The organism is Georgenia sp. M64 (genome assembly GCF_038049925.1).
GTDB lineage: Bacteria > Actinomycetota > Actinomycetes > Actinomycetales > Actinomycetaceae > Georgenia.
Genome location: NZ_CP145809.1, coordinates 3,327,424 through 3,344,005 on the forward strand (window position 1 = coordinate 3,327,424; position 16,582 = coordinate 3,344,005).

A 16,582-nucleotide genomic window follows, 5' to 3' on the forward strand; every position below is an offset into this window, starting at 1 on the left:
GGGAGATACGACTTGTCTAAGGTCCGTATCGCCAGTTCAAGAAGGGCATCTCGTAGATGCAACTTTCTCACACCTCTGCGGTGGTCTCCGCGTCGTTCGACGAGCCCAACCTCGTGTCGGCCGCCGGGCTGGTCCCGCTGATGGCCCTGGCCCGGCGGGCGGGCCTGCGTGAGCTGGCCGAGGAGCACCTGAGCGTGCCGACGGACAAGGGCGCCAACCCAGGGTTGAAGCTCTCCTCGTTGGTGGCCGGCATGGCCGCCGGGGCGGACAGCATCGACGACATGGCCCTGCTGCGACACGGCGGGATGGGCAAGGTCTTCACCGGCGCCTACGCGCCCTCGACGCTGGGGTCGTTCCTGCGCTCGTTCACCTTCGGCCACGTCCGCCAGGGCGACGCCGTGGCCTCGAGGTTCCTGCTGAACCTCGCCGAGCACACCGACCTGCTCGGCGCCGCGGGCGATGTCGGGACGGTGATGGTCGATATCGACGACACCATCGTCGAGGTCCACGGCTACGCCAAGCAGGGCGCCGGGTTCGGCTACTCCGGGGTCCGGGGCCTCAACGCCCTGCTCGCCACCGTCTCCACCGATCAGATCGCCCCGGTGATCGCCGCCCAGCGACTACGCAAAGGCAGTGTCGGCTCCCCACGCGGGGCGGCCCGGCTCGCCACCGACACCCTCGCGCTGGTCCGCCGCAGCCAGCTGGCGGGCGGGGCCGTGCTGGTCCGCGCCGACTCGGCGTTCTACTCCCAGGCCCTGGTCGCCGCCGCCATGAAGGCTGGCGCCGACGTCTCGGTCACCGTCCGGCTGGACCCGGCCGTGCGGCGTGCCATCGCCACCATCACCGACGACGCGTGGACGACCATCAAGTACCCCGACGCGATCTACGACGAGACCACACAGACCTGGATCTCCAAAGCCGAGATCGCCGAGATCCCCTTCACCGCGTTCACCTCGAAGAAGAAGACCGAGCAGGTCCCGGGCCGGCTCATCGTCCGGCGCATCCCCGACCTGAACCCCAAGAAGGGCGACGGGCAGGAGACGTTGTTCGAGACCTGGCGCTTCCACGCCTTCTTCACCACCACGCCCGCCGACCGGCTCGACACCGTCGCCGCCGACCAGACCCACCGCCGGCACGCGATCATCGAGAACGTCCACGCCGACCTCAAGGCCTCCGCCCTGGCCCACCTGCCCTCCGGGAACTTCAACGCCAACGCGGCCTGGCTTCTCTGTGCCGTCATGGCCTTCAACCTCACCCGCGCCGCCGCCACCCTCACCACCGCCCCGTCCCTGGTCCGGGCCACGACCGCGACGATCCGCCGCAAGCTCATCACCGTCCCCGCCCGGATCGCGACCTCGGCACGACGCCTACGCCTGCACCTGCCCACCGCCTGGCCCTGGGAAACGGACTGGACCACGCTCTACCAAGCCGTGCTCCCGCCGCGAGCCCGAGCGACCTGAACCCCACCCACCGCCCCAACGACCGAGGAACCCCAGTGGAAAAGCCGGGCAGACCGGCGATTACCTCGCGCCCGAGAACCACCACAGCCACCAGCCCGACCTCACCGACCAGCCCCCGGGCCCGTCGGTGGATCGAGGCTGAGAGGACGGTGGCAGCGCGGTAAGTGATTGCGAGCTTGTCGTAGCAGGTGGCCAGGGTTGAAGAGGTTAAAGGAGCGTTCGAGTCGGCCGCGCCCTTGCGCTCACGGGCCGCGAAGGAGTCCCTCTTCTCCGGGGATCGCTGCGTTGATCCGCAGGCGCGCGGGTGCCGGCGGAGACTGGACCGGCAGGGTCCGCACCGGTGTGCTGGCGCTTCCAGATCGTCATCTGCAGGGCGTCCAGCGCCCAGATCGGTGTAGAGCGAGGTCGCGACCTGCCAGCCGACGACGACCAGCCGGGAGAAGACGTCGATGACGAACGCGGCGCAGAACCACCCCGACCGGACTTCCTCAGTTGGATCTTGTCGGAGGGCCTCCACACCGGCGCTCTGGTCCGCGCTGGATTCCATGCGTGCAACTCCGGTCGAGGCGTGGGGCGCCCTACAAGCTGCGTCCGCTAATGCGCACACGCCTCGCTGCTGTCCCCTGCTCCTGGGCGACTGCCTGGGCGCGGCGCAGGGCTTCGGCGGCCCGGCGCCGGTCGCGTTCCTGGATGAGGGTTCGGGTGGAGGCTCCGAGCGGAGGGCCGGTGATGCCGTAACGGTCGCGGTAGGCGGCGACGACCGCGACCTCGGCCAGCCACCGTTCGCGGTCGCCGGCACTGTGCGGCCGGTCACCGATGCGGCCCACCCACGGCGCCCCGTCGCGGATCGCAACCTTGGCGAGCGTGCGGGCGCGAGCCTCGATGAGCTCGCGGCGTTCGGCGAGCGCTCGGGCGGCGTCGGCGGGCAGCGGCCCGCCCGCAGCGGGGATAAACCCAGCGATGAGATCCGGCGTCGTCCCGCGTGCGGGTCGCCGGGTGGCTCGGGCGAGGCGGGTGGTGAGGACGGCGGCGATGTCGTCCGCGTCGAGCAGGGTGCGCTGTGCGGCCAGCCGCGGCAGGAGGGTCTCCACGTCGTGGTGGTGGGCTTCGGCGCGGCGCAGCTCGGCCATGAGGACGGTGAAGGCCTCGGACGAGGTGACCTGGCCAGCCTCGGCCGTCGTGAGCCCGCCTGTGCGGGTGAGCGTGTCGGTGACGAGGCGGGTCCAGCGGCCGCGTTGGGCGGTGGCGGCGATGGTCTCGTACTCGGCCGCGAGCTGGGCGATGCCGGTCCACCGCTCTTGCTCGGCGGTGATGGTCTGGTGGGCGGAGAGCTCGAGACCGGAGTGGTTGAGCACCCCGAACAGCACGGTCCGTGCGGAGGTGACGGTCTCGGCGGGGGTGACGTGGAGGGGGTCGGGCTGGTCGAGGGCGACGTAGGCGGTGTTCGCGTGCCGGCCGCGGGTCATGGACACGTAGAGGTTCTCGCGGGTCGTCGAGGGCGAGACGACCACGTGCGCGGTGTCGACGGTCAGGCCCTGGGCGCGGTGGGCGGTGACGGCGTAGCCGAGGTCGACGTGCCGGGCGACGTACCCGGCCGGCAGCCTCACCCTCGCGCCATCGCCGGCTTGGCAGACGTCGAGCGTGCCGTCGTGTCCGACGTGGGTAACGGTCCAGCGGTCGCCGTTACGCACCCAGGTGCCGGGGCCGGTGCGGAGGCGACGGTCGTTGCGGCGTGTGATGACCACATCGCCGACGGATGCGCGTGCCTCGTCGCGCAGCCGGACCTCGCGGTCGGTGGCGGTCGGGCCGGCCTGGATGCGTTCGGCGCGGGCGCGCTCGTTGAGCTGCCGTACCGATTCCGCGGCCTCGGTGACGAGGATGGAGGACCTGCCGGCAGTCAGGTCGTGCTGCCACGCCTGGTAGGCGGCGTCGGTCATGGCCTCGGTGGTGCCCTCGACGATCCGGCCGTGGCCCGCGTATGCGTCGATCGCGGCCGGGTCGCCGTCGCGCAGGGCGAGGGAGGCGTCCTTCTCCCATGCGTGGACGAAGCGCCGCACCTCCACCAGCTGTGCCAGGTCGTCGCCGCGGGCCTGGGCGAGCATGTTGAACGCGCCGCCGGCGTCGACGGACTGCAGCTGGGCCGGGTCCCCGACGAGGACGACCTTCGCGCCGACCTCGCCGGCGCGGGTCGCGATGGTCTCCAGGGTGCGGGTGGAGGCCAGGGTGGCCTCGTCGAGGATGACGAGCTGGCCCGGGCGGAAGTCCGCCCGGCCGCGGGCGTGGTCGTGCACCCACTTGGCGGTGTTGTCGCACCCGATGCCGATGTCGTCGGCGAGGACCTGTGCGGCGGCGGCCGACGGCGCCATCCCCACCACGGATCCGGGCCCGTGCGCCGTGGTCCAGGCACCGGCCAGGGCGGCCATCGCGGTGGACTTCCCGGTCCCGGCCGGACCGACCAACAGATCCAGGCGTCGGCCCGAGGTGAGGATCTGCGTGATCGCGGCGGCCTGCTCCCCGCCGACCACCACACCGTCACCCCGGCCGCCCTGCACGGTCTCGACGATGGGTGGCGGGACGACGAGCGCCGGTTCGTGGTCTTCGGCCAGGGCGAGGAGCCGGTCCTCCGCGGCGAGCAGACGCTCGCTCGAGTAGTACGTGGAGTGCCGGGGGCGCAGGGTGCTGGTGCCGTCGTCGCGCCGCATCCCCGCCGGGGTGGTGGCCACCTCGGCGGGGGTGAGTTGGACGGACCGCCGGGTGGCGGCGTCGGTGATGAGCGCGATCGCCTGTTCGCGGTCCGCGGGGGACTGGAAGCGCCAGCCCATGGTGCGGCGCGAGGCCTCGGCCCAAAGGTTCCAGTGCCGCCAGGTCGACCGCCGCTCCGACACGGCGTCCACGACGTCGGCGGCGGCCTGGTCGATCAGGAACATCGGCACCGACTCCCCGGTCAGCGCCCGCGCCGGCTCTCGGGTGGTGGTGAGGTCGCGTGCCCACTCGGTCGGGTCGCCGCCCACGATGTCCCGCGCGCGCGTCCGCCACTCGGCGGTCAGCTCGGTCAGTGCGCGGATGGTCTTCTCGGGCCGGGTCTTGAGGGTGGCCTGCGCGCGCAGCTGCACGATCCGTCGGCCGGTGGGGCGGTGGCCGTGCTCGGCCACGTAGTGAGCGATCTTCGCGTCGGTGGCGACGTCGATCGCGCGGGCCCGGCTGGAGAACTCGGCGATGAGGTCCTCGCCGACGCCGCGGATCTCCCACTGGCCGGTGCGGTCCTCGCCGCGGTCGCGCCGCTCCCACGACAGCCCGAACGTGCCGGTGAGCCGGTCGGCGAGGACGGCGTTGTAGTGCTCGGACAGGCCCACGATCGCGTGGTGGACGGCCCGGGAGTCCAGGGTCCGCCACTGCCCGCCATCGTGGGCGGTCATCACCTTGTTCGACACGACGACGTGGGTGTGGAGTTGTGGGTCGTTCGCGCGGGAGTCCCAGTGGTCGTACGCCGTGGCAGCGATCCCGACGACGGGCACCTGCGCGATGCCGGCGTGGCCGGTGCGGGTGGCGGCGACCTCTCGCTCGAACAGGTCCAGCACGTCGGTCACGGCGGCGTGGTGGGCCTCGACGATCAGCTCCTGGGTGTTCGCGTCGGCCAGGCCCCACAGCACCGACACCGACTTCGGCACCGAGAACGTCAGGTCGAACCCGGCCGTCGCGGTCTGCGGCCCCCGGACGGCCTGCTCGGCCTGGATGCGGGTCACCTCGGCGTCGAACTCCCCCGCCGGCAGGGCCCGGTCGACACGGCAGGTCAAGGCCGCGGTGCGCTCAGCCGCGGTCGGGTACTCCCGGAACGGCCGGCCCAGGTTCGCCCCGGTGACCGGGTCGCTCCCGCGCCCCAGCAGCGTCTGCAGCTGCTCCGGTGTCACTGTCATGCCGGGGCGCAGCTCGCCCGCCCCGAAGTACGCGACCCCGTTGCCCATCCACACCCCGGGCGGGGTGCCGGCCTCGGTGAAGTACCGCGTGAACCCGGCCGCCTGGGTCGCGTCGCCGTCGCCCTGCACCACCGACCGGAGCAAGTACCCGTACCCCTTGCCCGCCGAGACCACCCGCATCGAGACCGTCACACCCACCAGGTGTGCGACTCAGTCCGCCTCGGGTGCCAGAGGTGTGAGGACCACAACCGCCGGTGTCTCGGACCCTCACGGATGGCTCGCACGCGGGCAAGCCGTCCACGCGGGCGTCGGCTCCGCCACCGCGTCTCCGGTCGGCGCCGGACGTTCGGAGCCGCGGTGGCTCGGCCCATGGCGCGGGCGGCGCACCTGGTAGTCGAACAGGCCTTCTCGGGTGCTGTTGCCGGCATGGGCGCGCTGGTCGACGAGCTACCGCAGGAAGGCGGAGAGGAGTGAACTTAGGTCCGGTCGTCGACACGCGGCGACCTTCTCCCCGTACGCACCCTGACCTGTGCCGATATGCGCGGTCGTAGTGCGTACGGGGTGCGTACGGGGTGCGTACGGGGTCGGGCACCCCGTACGTTCTCGGCAATGCACCCGCGCGAGAGTAAGACCCATGAAATCCGCGCTCACACATGCGAGCCGGACGCCGGCACCGCGGGGAAAAGAGCGGTGGTGATGAGTCATCACGACCGAGGAAACGCCGCCGCCGGGCAGACGACCCGCTTCGGTCGAGACCCCGACCTCGGGGGGAAGAGAACGGTGGTGACGACTCGTCACCACCGCGGACACGGCCACCATCCCAGGCAGCTGCGCTTCGGTGGAGACGGCATCTCGGGGGGAGGAGAACGGTGGTGAGGACTCCTCACGATCGCGGCCGCCTCGACCGGGCACCAGGCGATGGGTTCATGTGGAGCCGGCAACCTTGCGGAAGACAGCGACACGGTGGGGGACGACGTCGTGCTCGGCGCCCTGGAAGCGTGTCCGCTCGGCCGTGACGAGAGTCCTCGACCGGCTCAACACCGCCCCAGACCGGCAACGGGCTGCGCCGCGCTTCACCCGCACGGCGGAATCGGCTGGCTCGCCCCGATTCCGGTCGACGGGATCGACCACGTCATCGACGCCCCCTCACCATCCCGATACTTCCTCGACCATCGCCGCGACTTTGACGGTCCTCGACGCCGTCGCACGCTCGGTAGCCGCAAGGATGGTCGGCGCCGGCAGGATCGCGGCCTGCCCTTTCAGACGCCTCTCCTTCGCGGCCTCCCACTTCGCACCCTCCTCCTCCGCAATCTCGACGAGCTGTTCCAAGACGTCGGAGACGTCCGGAGCCACGCGGAGTCGCTCGATGTAGTGCTTGCCAGTGACGCCGGCATTGATCTTGTGGCCGAGGACCGATGCGGCGTCGCCCGCACCGCGCTCCCTTGCGACGTACGTGGCCACGGTCTTGCGCAGCAGGTGCGGATGGACCTCCCCGCTCATCTTTGCCAGATCAAGTGCAAGCCGAAGCGTCCGGCGAACGTTGTGGGTCGTCTGCGGCTTGCAGGAGACCCTGCCGTCCCTGAACGACCTCGACGGAAACACCGGTGTGGTCGGCTCAGGGCTTGCGGGCCGGATGGCCTCGAGCGCATCTACAGCGAACCGTGGCAGCACGATCGTGCGCTCGCCCGCATCCGTCTTTGCCTTCGTCTGACGGATCGTGCCCTCGCCCTTGACGTCGACCAGTGTCGCGACGACCGCGACCGTGGGCCGCGGTCCCGTGAGGCTGACCTCGCCCCACTGCAGCGCGAGCACCTCGCCGATACGCAGGCCCGTGCCGAGCATGAGATCGACCGCGGCCGGCAGGCTGCCCGTCGGTCTGGGACCGGGTCTGCCGATGCGGGACGCCTCCCAGTCGCGTACGGCCTTACGCAGCCGGTAGATCTCGATGACCGTCATGGCCCTGGGTACGGGTGTCGACGGTCGCGGGGTCTTGACCTTCTCGACCGGGTTCATGCGCATCGCGTCATGCCTGATTGCGCGATCGAGCACGGCCGTGAAGCAGAACTTCGCCTGATCAGCCGTCCAGATCAGGTCGTGCGGCCCCGACCTGCCCCTCTCGATGATTCCGTCGATCCACCTCTGACACATGGCGGTCGTCAACTCGTTGAGCTTCTTCTTGCCGAGCACTGGGATCAGGTGGTTGCCCAGGAGCAGTTCGTACCCGTCGACGGTCTGCGGCCGGACCGGCGGATTGGGCCACCTCGACTGTGCCCGCAGCTCGGTGATCCACTGCCGTGCGGCCAGGCCGACCTTGCTGTCGGCTTGCAGGTCCTCGGAGCCCGTTGGGGCGTTGAGGACCTGCTCGATCTCTGCCTGTGCAGCGAGTCGAGCCGACTGTCTCGTGGATCTCGTACGCGCGATGAAGGTCGTCGAGCCGTCGAACAGCCGCAGCCGCACACGCGCCTCGTGCTTGTTCGCGCCGACCTCACGGATGAAGATCTCGCCGTGCTCGCCCGGCCTCAGTCCGGGATTGGCCATGACGGTCACCAACCCGTCTGTGAGCCGGCGTCGCCGCGCTCCCTTGCTGCGACCGCCGCGCGATCTGCGAGCCAGGCCCTGACATCGGCCTCCTCGAACATCAGGTGCCGGCCGATGCGGTATGCCTTCGGAGCCGTCCCCCGCTTGCGCCACGTGTGGACCGTGGCCGGCGTCGTATGGAGCTTCGTGCACAGCTCCTCCAGGCTCCACAGCGGCGTGCGACTCAGCGGGGGTTCGATGTGCTCGTTCATGTAGCTCAGGTGCGCGAGCACCACCGGCACACCTAGGCACGTGGGGGCATTCGCGAGCAGTGCTGCCAGGCCAAGGCGTACGGCATGGCGTACGGACATGGGGTTTCACCGTCCTTCGGTCGGTGTCCTCCCAGGCAAGCGAAAGGCCGCTGACCTGCACTTTCGGTGCTGATCAACGGCCTCTCAGGAGTGGAGCTAGGGGGATTCGAACCCCCGACCTTCTCATTGCGAACGAGACGCGCTACCAACTGCGCCATAGCCCCATGCTCTCTCGAGCAGAGACAACTCTAGCAAGACGCTCCGGTCCCGCGAAATCGGCCTGATCACTCGCCGGCGGCGCGGCGACGCGCGAGGACGGCGTCGAGGTCGAGCGCCGCCGGGCTCCCGGCCACGACCGGCGCAGCCGGCTGGGCGGCGGCCGCCGGAGTCTGCACGGGCGGCTCCGGCGCGGCGTAGGGCGCCACGTCTCGCCGCGGGGCCGAGGGCTTGAGCGTGTAGCTCGGGGCCGGCAGCGGCACGGGTGTCCATGACTCGCCGCGCCCGTCGCCGGCGGCTTCCTGCCCGTCGAGGAGGTCGTCGACCTCGGTCGCCTCACCCTCGGCGTCGTCGGGCTCCACCGGGGCGCCGGTACCGGCCGAGGTGCGGTCAGCCGGCTGCTCCGCCTCGCCCGCAACGACCACCGTGGCCACGTCCGCGACGGTCACAACGTCGGAGACGGTTGCCGGATCGCCGACGGTTGCGACGTCGGCGGGGACACCGGTGCGGTCGGCGGCTGCACCAGCCTCGACGTCCTCGACGACGTCCTGCGCCGGAACCCGCGACGACCCGGCGCGGGCGACGACGGGGCCGGTCGTCCGCGCAGCCGTGCGCGACCCGGCCTGAACACCGCTGCGCGCACCAGGCTGGCCCGACACGACCGCGGGCTGACCCGGGCGGGCCCCGGCCTCACCCGACCGGACCGCGGGCTGGCCCGACCGGCGCGGCAGCGCCCGCAGCCGGGCCTCGAGCCGGGCCATCTCGGCGCGGTCGCGCTTGTCGTGGGCGGCCGCCTTGACGGCCGTGCGACGCCCGAGCACGAGCACGGTGACGAGCAGCGCCGCGGGCACGGCGCCCAGCACCCAGGAGGTGCTCGCCATGGCGAAGCCCGCCCAGCCGGCCGCCGTCGCCGCGAGCAGGACGATCGTGAGCGCGAGACGTCGCCGCGCGGCGGCCGCCCGGCGGGCGACCCGCGCCGCCCGAGCCGCTCGGGCCGACGCCAGTGCGCGCGCGTCGTCGGTGCGCTCGGAACGGGCTCCTGGCCTGTTCATGGGGGCCTCCGGTCGGCGGGTCGGGTCGTGCAGGAAGGGCCGGGCAGCCGGCCGGAAGTGCTGTCCGGGCTCGCCTGCCCGGTTGACGGGGACCGGCCGGCTCGCGCCGGTGGTCAGGATCCGCAGATCGCCGGAGAACCGGTCCTCCACGCGGCAGTCGAGCGCGAGCTGCCTGCTGCGCACCAGGTGCGGGAGCAGGAAGCCCAGAAGGATCAGGGTCAGGCCGATGACCACGAATCCCTGGAGCTCCACGGCTCAACGCTAGGTGCGCCGGGTCGCACGGAGCCTGAGCGGCCTCGGCGTGTCTGCCGCGCGTCTGTGCTGGTCGCGCCGACGCCACCCCGCACCGCCCGTCAGCGCACCGACCCGCCCGCCTCCGCCCACCGGCGCACGAGGCCGCCGGGCACCTCCTCCACCGTCAGGGCGAAGCTGCGGTGGTCGCGCCAGTCGCCCTGGATGTGGAGGAACCGCCGCCGCAGCCCCTCGTCGCGGAACCCGAGCTTCTCCACGACCCGCAGCGAGGGTGCGTTCTCGGGCCGGATGTTGATCTCGATGCGGTGCAGCCCCGCCTCGTACCAGGCGTGGTCGGTGGCCATGGCGACGGCGAGCGGCATGACTCCTCGGCCCGCGACGTGCTGGGACACCCAGTACCCGATCGTCGCCGAGCAGAACGACCCCCGGGTGATGGAGGAGACGTTGAGCTGGCCCACCATCTCGCCGTCGAGCTCGATGACGAACGGCAGTGACACCCCGGCGCGCGCCTGCCGGTCCAGGGCCTGCACGTAGGACCGGTACGACACCGGCGGGCCGCCGGTGGGTGAGGTGGCCTCCCACCGCTCGAGCCAGGCGGCGTTGCGCCGGCGCAGCTCCTCCCAGTCACCGCGGTCGCGCCGGCGCAGCGGGCGCAGGGCGACCGGTCCCTCCACGAGGGTCACGGGCCAGGCCGGGGGCGGGGTCCGGTCCACCTCAGGCGTCCAGGAGGAGGCAGTGCAGCCGGTCGCCGGGACGCACGTCCGTGACGTCCTCCGGGACGACGGCGAGCGCGTTGGACCGGGCGAGCGCCGAGAGCAGGAGCGCGGCGGGGGCCCCGACGGGCTGGGCACGGTAGCCCTCCGCCGGACCACCGGTGACCTGGACGCGGACGAACTCGCGCCGTCCCGACGGCGAGTACCAGCCCCCGGTGACGGCCGCCTGGACCGAGGGCCGGTACAGCTCGGCGTACCCGGCCATCGCCCGCAGCGCCGGTCGCACGAAGGTCTCGAACGCCACCTGCACCGAGACCGGGTCGCCGGGCAGGGCGAAGATCGGCGTCCCGTCGCCGACGTGCCCGACGCCGAGCTGGCGCCCGGGCCACATGGCCACGTTGTCGAACCGCACGGTGCCGAGCGGGCCGAGAACCTCCTTGACGGTGTCGTTCGCGCCGTGGCTGAGACCGCCGGTCGTGATGACGAGGTCCGCCCGCACGAGCTGGTCCTCGAGCGTCTCGCGCAGCTCGCGGTGCTCGTCGGGGACGGCGGCGACGCGGTAGGTCGCGCCGCCGGCGTCCTGGACTGCGGTGGCGAGCGCATGGCCGTTGGCGTCGTAGACCTGGCCGGGCTCCGCCGGCCGCCCGGGCTCGACGAACTCGTCACCGACCGAGACGATGACGACGCGCGGACGCGGGTGGACGCTGACCCGGCCCCGTCCGGCGGCGGCGAGCAGCGCGACCTGGCGGGCACCGACCCGCTCCCCCGCCGGCAGGACGATCTCACCGGCGCGCAGGTCCTCCGCCTGACGCCGGACGTTCTCGCCCGCCGCGGACGCGGTCCGCACCTCGACCCGGGCCCGGCCGAGGTCCGTCTGCTCCAGCGGCACGACGGCGTCGGCACCGACCGGCAGCGGCGCCCCGGACGCGATGCGCACGGCCGTCCCCGGTACGAGGTGGAGGCGGTCCGCCGCGCCGGCGCGGACCTCGTCGGTCACACGCAGGGTGACCGGCGCCGTCGGCCGGGCGCCGTCGAGGTCGGCCGAGCGGACGGCGTACCCGTCGATCCCGGCGAGGTCTGTGACCGGCAGGTCACCCCCGGCCAGGACGTCCTCGGCCAGGATGCAGCCGACGGAGTCGGGCAGCACGACGTCGAGCGGCGGGAGCGGTCCGACCGCGGCCAGGCAGGCCGCGAGGTGCTCCTGGACCGATCTCACCGGGCGCTCGGGCTGCCCTGCGACGGCTCGGCGGCCCGGCCGGACCCGGCGGGGTCGGACGCCAGCTCGACGTGGCGTCCGGCGACGAACTGCTCGAGCCAGCCGCCGAAGTCCGGGCCGAGGTCCTCGCGGTCGACGGCCAGGCGCACGACGGCCTTGAGGTAGTCGAGCTTGTCGCCGGTGTCGTAGCGCCGGCCGCGGAAGACGACGCCGTGGACGCCGCCGCCCTCGGCGGGGTCCGTGCGGGCGAGGACCTGCAGCGCGTCGGTGAGCTGGATCTCCCCGCCCCGGCCGGGCGCCGTCTCCTCCAGGACCCGGAAGACCGACGGGTCGAGGACGTACCGGCCGATGAGGGCGAGGTTGGACGGCGCCTCGTCCACCGGGGGCTTCTCGACGAGCTCGGTGACGCGCACGACGTCGCCGTCGGCGAGCGTGCCCACCGGGGCGTGGTCCACCGGCTCGACGGCGGCGGCGCCGTAGAGGTTGATCTGGTCGGGGTCGACCTCGAGCAGGGCGATGACCGAGCCGCCCAGGGCCTCCCGCACGGCGATCATGTCGGTGAGGAGCGGGTCGCGGGCGTCGATGAGGTCGTCGCCGAGCAGGACGGCGAACGGCTCGTCGCCGATGTGGTCCCGGCCCTGGAGGACCGCGTGGCCCAGGCCCTTGGGGATGCCCTGACGCACGAAGTGGATGTGGGCGAGGTTGGTGGAGCGGCGCACGAGGTCGAGCCGCTCGGTGTCCCCCTTGTGCTCCAGGGCGGTCTCGAGCTCGCGGGTGTGGTCGAAGTGGTCCTCGATGGCGCCCTTGCCCCGGCCCGTGACCAGCAGGACGTCGGTGATCCCGGCGTCGGAGACCTCCTCGACGACGTACTCCACCGCCGGCTTGTCCACCACCGGGAGCATCTCCTTGGGCATCGCCTTGGTGGCGGGCAGGAACCGGGTCCCGCGGCCGGCGACGGGGATGAGGGCCTTGCGCACTGACGCTTCGCTCGCAGACATGGTCCGACGATATCGGGCGACGCCCACGCGCACCCGTCCGACGACGCCGTACCCGGGTCACCCCCGGCCGCGCGCCTCGGTGGCCGCGTGTCCCCTCCGGCTGAGAGACTGGACACATGGAGCGCCCGCAGATCCCCCTGCCCCGGACGGACGGTTACGAGGCGGAGGACGCGAAGCAGATGCTCCGCCAGATCATCCGTGAGCACCGCGCCCAGCGCCCCCCGCAGGAGCGCGCCGAGGTGGGCCGGTCGCTCGTGCCGCACGTGCTCGAGGCGGTCGGCGCGGCCCGCACCGTCGCGGCCTGGGTCTCGCAGGGGACCGAGCCGAGCACCCTGGCGTCCCTGGCGGCCCTGCACGAGCAGGGTTGCACCGTGCTGCTGCCCGTGCTCGGCCCGGGCCTGAACCGGACGTGGGGCCACTACACCTCGGAGCAGGACCTCGCCGTGCGTGCGCCGGGCCGCCCACCCGAGCCGTCGGGGCCCGTGCTGCCTGCCGAGGCCGTCGCGGACGCCGACGTCGTCCTCATCCCCGCGCTCGCGATCGACGCGCACGGCACCCGCCTGGGCCAGGGCGGCGGCTGGTACGACCGGGTGCTCGTCCACACCCGCCCGGGCACACCGGTCTTCGCCGTCATCCACGCCGAGGAGCTCGTCGGCGACGTCACGCTGCCCCGGGTGGAGCACGACGTGCCCGTCGGTGCGGTCATCACCCCCGCCGAGTGGTTCCTCCTGGAGGGCTCGGCCTTCCGGGCGGAGGCCCTCGCGAACGGCGCCTCCGCGGTCGACCACCTCGCGGAGCGCTGAGACCGGCTCCCCTCCGCAAAGCGCTGAGACGCTTCCCCTCTGAGCGCTACTCCGGCGGCCGCAGCGTCAGGGTGGCGCTCGCGACCTCCTCGACCGCCTCCCGTGAGGACGGCCAGGGGTAGGTCTCGCCCTGCGCCCAGGCGCGGAGCTGGTCCGTGTACGCGTCGGCACCGGGGTGGCCGGAGGTGCCGGTCGAGATCACCCAGGTGGAGGCGTCGGGCTCGGCCAGGTCGGCGACCAGACGCACGGCGGGGCCGGCGGTGACGGTGTACTCGCCACGGCCCAGGTCGTCGCGGGCGGACGCGTCGTAGTGCGTGGCGTTGACGACCGCGCCACCCCCGGCCACCCCGATCGGCGCCGGGTTGACCAGCCGGCGCACCGCGGCGGGCACGCTCTGCCCACCGAGCACCGGGTGCTGCGGGGCGAAACGGTGCAGGTTGCCCCACTCCCAGTCCTCGGCGTCCTTCCCGAGCGAGTTCGTGAGCTGCTGGCGGGCCGTGAACATCGCCTGGCGGAGGATCTCGTCCCGGCCCTCGACGAGGTTGACCGTGGTGCGGTCGTCCCACCAGGGGTTGGACGGGTCCTCGAGGAGGTTGGTGATCACGCGGAGCCACCGCCCGCCGCCGTCGGGCGCCTGGGACGCCGGCAGGTCGTCGGCGAAGGTGAGGTCGAGGAGGTTGGCCCACACGGCGTTGAAGTACGCGGCGCCGGAGGAGTCCGCGCTCGTCGGGAAGCCGGCCGCCGACCACGTCCGGAGCTCGTCGACGGCCTCGGAGACGAAGGGGTCGTCGATGTCCACCTGGAGCAGCGCCGGCACGACGGCGGGACCGAAGGGGCTGGCGTCGTCGAGCATGATCTCGTTCATCGCCGCGACGTCGAGCTGCTCGCCGGCGGCGATGCGTCCCTCGAGGATCGTGCGGATGCGCTCGGAGCGGTAGCCGGCGGACCAGTCGGAGGTGAGGAAGGGGCCCTCACCGGCGGGCATGACGGCCTGGTTGGCGGCGACGACGAAGCCCTCGCCGGGGTTGAGGACGGCGGGCATCTGCTCGGCGGGGACGAACCCCTGCCAGTCGAACCGCGGGTCCCAGCCGGGCCGCGGCCAGGAGCCGTCGGACGGCACCGGTGAGTCCGGCACCGCCCCGCGCACAGGGATGCGCCCCGGCGCCTGGTAGCCGATGTCGCCGTCGGCGGTCGCGAAGACGATGTTCTGCGAGGGCACCTCGAGCAGCGCCGCGGCGGCGGCGACCTCCTCGGCCGTGGTGGCGCGGTTGAGCGCGAAGATCGCCTCCGGCGTGCGACCGGGGGTCAGCGCGGTCCACTGCAGGGCGACGGCGTAGCCGGAGAACCCGGCGGGCGGCGCCCCCTCGGGGACCGGCACCGAGCCCGCCGCGTCGACGTCGGGCAGGACCTCGGAGACGATCGGACCGTGCGCCGTCGCCGAGACGGTGATGACGCGCGAGGCACCGCCGTTGACCTCGATCGTCTCGCGCCGGGTCTCCAGCGCGACCCGCTCGCCGTCACGCAGGTACGTGCCGTCGTCGTAGAGGCGCTCGAGGGTGAGGTCGGTGACGTCGGCCGGGAGCGTGGTCAACCCCCAGGCGAGCTCGGGGTTGCGGCCGATGATGACACCGGGCAGGCCCGAGAAGCTCACACCCGTGACGTCGAAGGTGCACGTGGGCGACGGCTCGGTGCAGTGCAGACCCACCTGGGTCCACAGGCTCGGCGAGGGCAGCGCCATGTGCGGGTCGTTGGCGAGCAGCGGCGCGCCCGTGGTGGTGTGCTCGCCGGAGACGACGAAGGAGTTCGACCCGATGCCGCTGCCCTGCCCCAGCATGCCCGGGACGGCCCGCAACGCGGCCGCCGCCTGGCCCAGCGCCGCCGACGCGGCGGAGACGGCCGCGTCCGAGGCATCGCCCGGCTCCTCGGGGCGGTGGGCGGCGGCCTCGACGCTCTCGCCCTGCGGCGCGACGATCGGCGTGGCCTCCTCGTAGGCGTACTCGGGGTAGAGCTCCTCGACCCGGGCGACATTCCCGGCCAGGGGCCGCAGTGCCGCCGCCCGCCCGATCTCGTCGTCGAGGTTGCCGCTGAGGTCCCACGCCATGGCCTTGAGCCACGCGATGGAGTCCACCGGGGTCCACGGCTCGACCGGGCGCAGCTCGGTACTCATCCCCAGGATCGTGTACTCCAGCCCCAGCTCGGAGGCCTCACGCCGGTCGAGGTAGGCGTTGACGCCCTCCGCGTAGGCCTCGTAGAGCGCCCGGGACTCCTCGCCGAGCAGGTCCCACTCCTGCTCGGCGACGTGGCGCCAGCCCATCGTGCGGATCGCCGAGTCGGCGTTCAGCGCCGCGTCGTTCTCGCCGACCAGCTCCGACAGGCGTCCGGCGGTGACATGCCGGCGGTAGTCCATCTCGAAGAACCGGTCCTGGGCGTGGACGTAACCCTGCGCGCGCATGAGGTCGGTGTCCGAGGACCCGTACAGGTGGGCGACCCCGCGCTCGTCACGGATGATCTCCACCTCGGCGCCGAGGGAGTCCAGGGTGGCGGCGCCGGCGTGGTCCGGCAGCGGGCGGCGCACGAGGACGGTCGCCAGACCCGCGCCCACCACGAGGACGACGACGACCAGCGCGGCCACGACGATCGCCACCTTGCGCACCACAGACATCCGCACGTCGAGAGCCTAAGGGACGACGCCGGTGCCGCCCACGACCCCGAGGGCCCGCGCCGTGACGACGCGGTAGGATTGGCACTCGGTGAGGTGGAGTGCCAGCAGCCGCCCCGAGTCCCCTGGAGGTTCCCGTGCCTACCTATGCGTACCGCTGCACCGTGTGCGGTCACGAGTTCGAGGCCAAGCAGTCGTTCTCCGACGACGCCCTCACGGTGTGCCCGGAGTGCGGCGGTGCGCTGCGCAAGCTCTTCTCGTCGGTGGGCGTGGTCTTCAAGGGGTCGGGCTTCTACCGCAACGACTCTCGCTCGACGAGCACCTCGACGGCACCGGCGAGCGAGCCTGCCAAGACCGCACCGCCCAAGGAGACCGCGAAGCCGGCGTCCACGACCGCAGCGCCGTCGACCGCTGCGAGGTCGACGGCGGCGAAGTCCGCAGGCTGAGGCCCATGCGCTGACGCGCTGGTCT

Annotated in this window: 11 protein-coding genes and 1 tRNA gene; 3 read left to right on the forward strand and 9 right to left on the reverse strand. The window is 72.7% G+C overall.

Features of this window, described 5'->3' with window-relative positions:
* Window positions 1–56: 56 nt before the first annotated feature.
* Window positions 57–1,460: an IS1380 family transposase gene (locus tag AAEM63_RS14820; protein ID WP_341359013.1), complete on the forward strand. Its 1,404-nt coding sequence runs from the start codon at window positions 57–59 to the stop codon at window positions 1,458–1,460.
* Between the two features lie 578 nt (window positions 1,461–2,038).
* On the opposite strand, the gene mobF is transcribed toward AAEM63_RS14820, so the two are convergent.
* The 8 genes from mobF to AAEM63_RS14860 form a co-directional block, all read right to left on the reverse strand.
* Window positions 2,039–5,566, reverse strand: coding sequence for a MobF family relaxase (gene mobF, locus AAEM63_RS14825; protein ID WP_341359014.1), 3,528 nt, complete (start codon window positions 5,564–5,566; stop codon window positions 2,039–2,041).
* Window positions 5,567–6,520: 954 nt separating this feature from the next.
* Entirely contained in the window at window positions 6,521–7,912 is a 1,392-nt protein-coding gene (locus AAEM63_RS14830) for a site-specific integrase (protein ID WP_341361386.1), read from the reverse strand.
* Window positions 7,913–7,917: 5 nt separating this feature from the next.
* On the reverse strand, window positions 7,918–8,187 hold the full coding sequence (locus AAEM63_RS14835; protein WP_341359015.1) for a helix-turn-helix domain-containing protein: 270 nt from the start codon (window positions 8,185–8,187) through the stop codon (window positions 7,918–7,920).
* A 166-nt stretch (window positions 8,188–8,353) separates the two neighbouring features.
* A tRNA-Ala gene (locus AAEM63_RS14840) sits at window positions 8,354–8,426 on the reverse strand.
* 60 nt (window positions 8,427–8,486) lie between these two features.
* Window positions 8,487–9,722 (reverse strand): hypothetical protein, encoded by a 1,236-nt coding sequence (locus tag AAEM63_RS14845; protein ID WP_341359016.1) that lies wholly within the window; start codon window positions 9,720–9,722, stop codon window positions 8,487–8,489.
* A gap of 101 nt (window positions 9,723–9,823) precedes the next feature.
* Window positions 9,824–10,435 carry a GNAT family protein gene (locus AAEM63_RS14850; protein ID WP_341359017.1) on the reverse strand — a complete coding sequence of 204 codons (612 nt, stop codon included), beginning with the start codon at window positions 10,433–10,435 and terminating at the stop codon, window positions 9,824–9,826.
* A gap of 1 nt (window position 10,436) precedes the next feature.
* Window positions 10,437–11,651 (reverse strand): gephyrin-like molybdotransferase Glp, encoded by a 1,215-nt coding sequence (glp, locus tag AAEM63_RS14855; protein WP_341359018.1) that lies wholly within the window; start codon window positions 11,649–11,651, stop codon window positions 10,437–10,439.
* Complete coding sequence (locus AAEM63_RS14860; RefSeq protein ID WP_341359019.1) at window positions 11,648–12,649, reverse strand: UTP--glucose-1-phosphate uridylyltransferase; 1,002 nt, start codon at window positions 12,647–12,649, stop codon at window positions 11,648–11,650. The genes glp and AAEM63_RS14860 overlap by 4 nt, the downstream gene beginning before the upstream one ends.
* 116 nt (window positions 12,650–12,765) lie before the next feature.
* Here AAEM63_RS14860 and AAEM63_RS14865 point away from each other — a divergent pair, with 116 nt between their 5' ends.
* Entirely contained in the window at window positions 12,766–13,452 is a 687-nt protein-coding gene (locus AAEM63_RS14865) for a 5-formyltetrahydrofolate cyclo-ligase (RefSeq protein WP_341359020.1), read from the forward strand.
* 46 nt (window positions 13,453–13,498) lie between these two features.
* Here AAEM63_RS14865 and AAEM63_RS14870 read toward each other — a convergent pair whose 3' ends face one another.
* Window positions 13,499–16,114, reverse strand: a complete 2,616-nt coding sequence (locus AAEM63_RS14870) for a penicillin acylase family protein (RefSeq protein WP_341361387.1) — start codon at window positions 16,112–16,114, stop codon at window positions 13,499–13,501.
* 134 nt (window positions 16,115–16,248) lie between these two features.
* On the opposite strand from AAEM63_RS14870, the gene AAEM63_RS14875 reads away from it, so the two are divergent.
* On the forward strand, window positions 16,249–16,557 hold the full coding sequence (locus tag AAEM63_RS14875; RefSeq protein ID WP_341359021.1) for an FmdB family zinc ribbon protein: 309 nt from the start codon (window positions 16,249–16,251) through the stop codon (window positions 16,555–16,557).
* Window positions 16,558–16,582 lie beyond the last annotated feature (25 nt).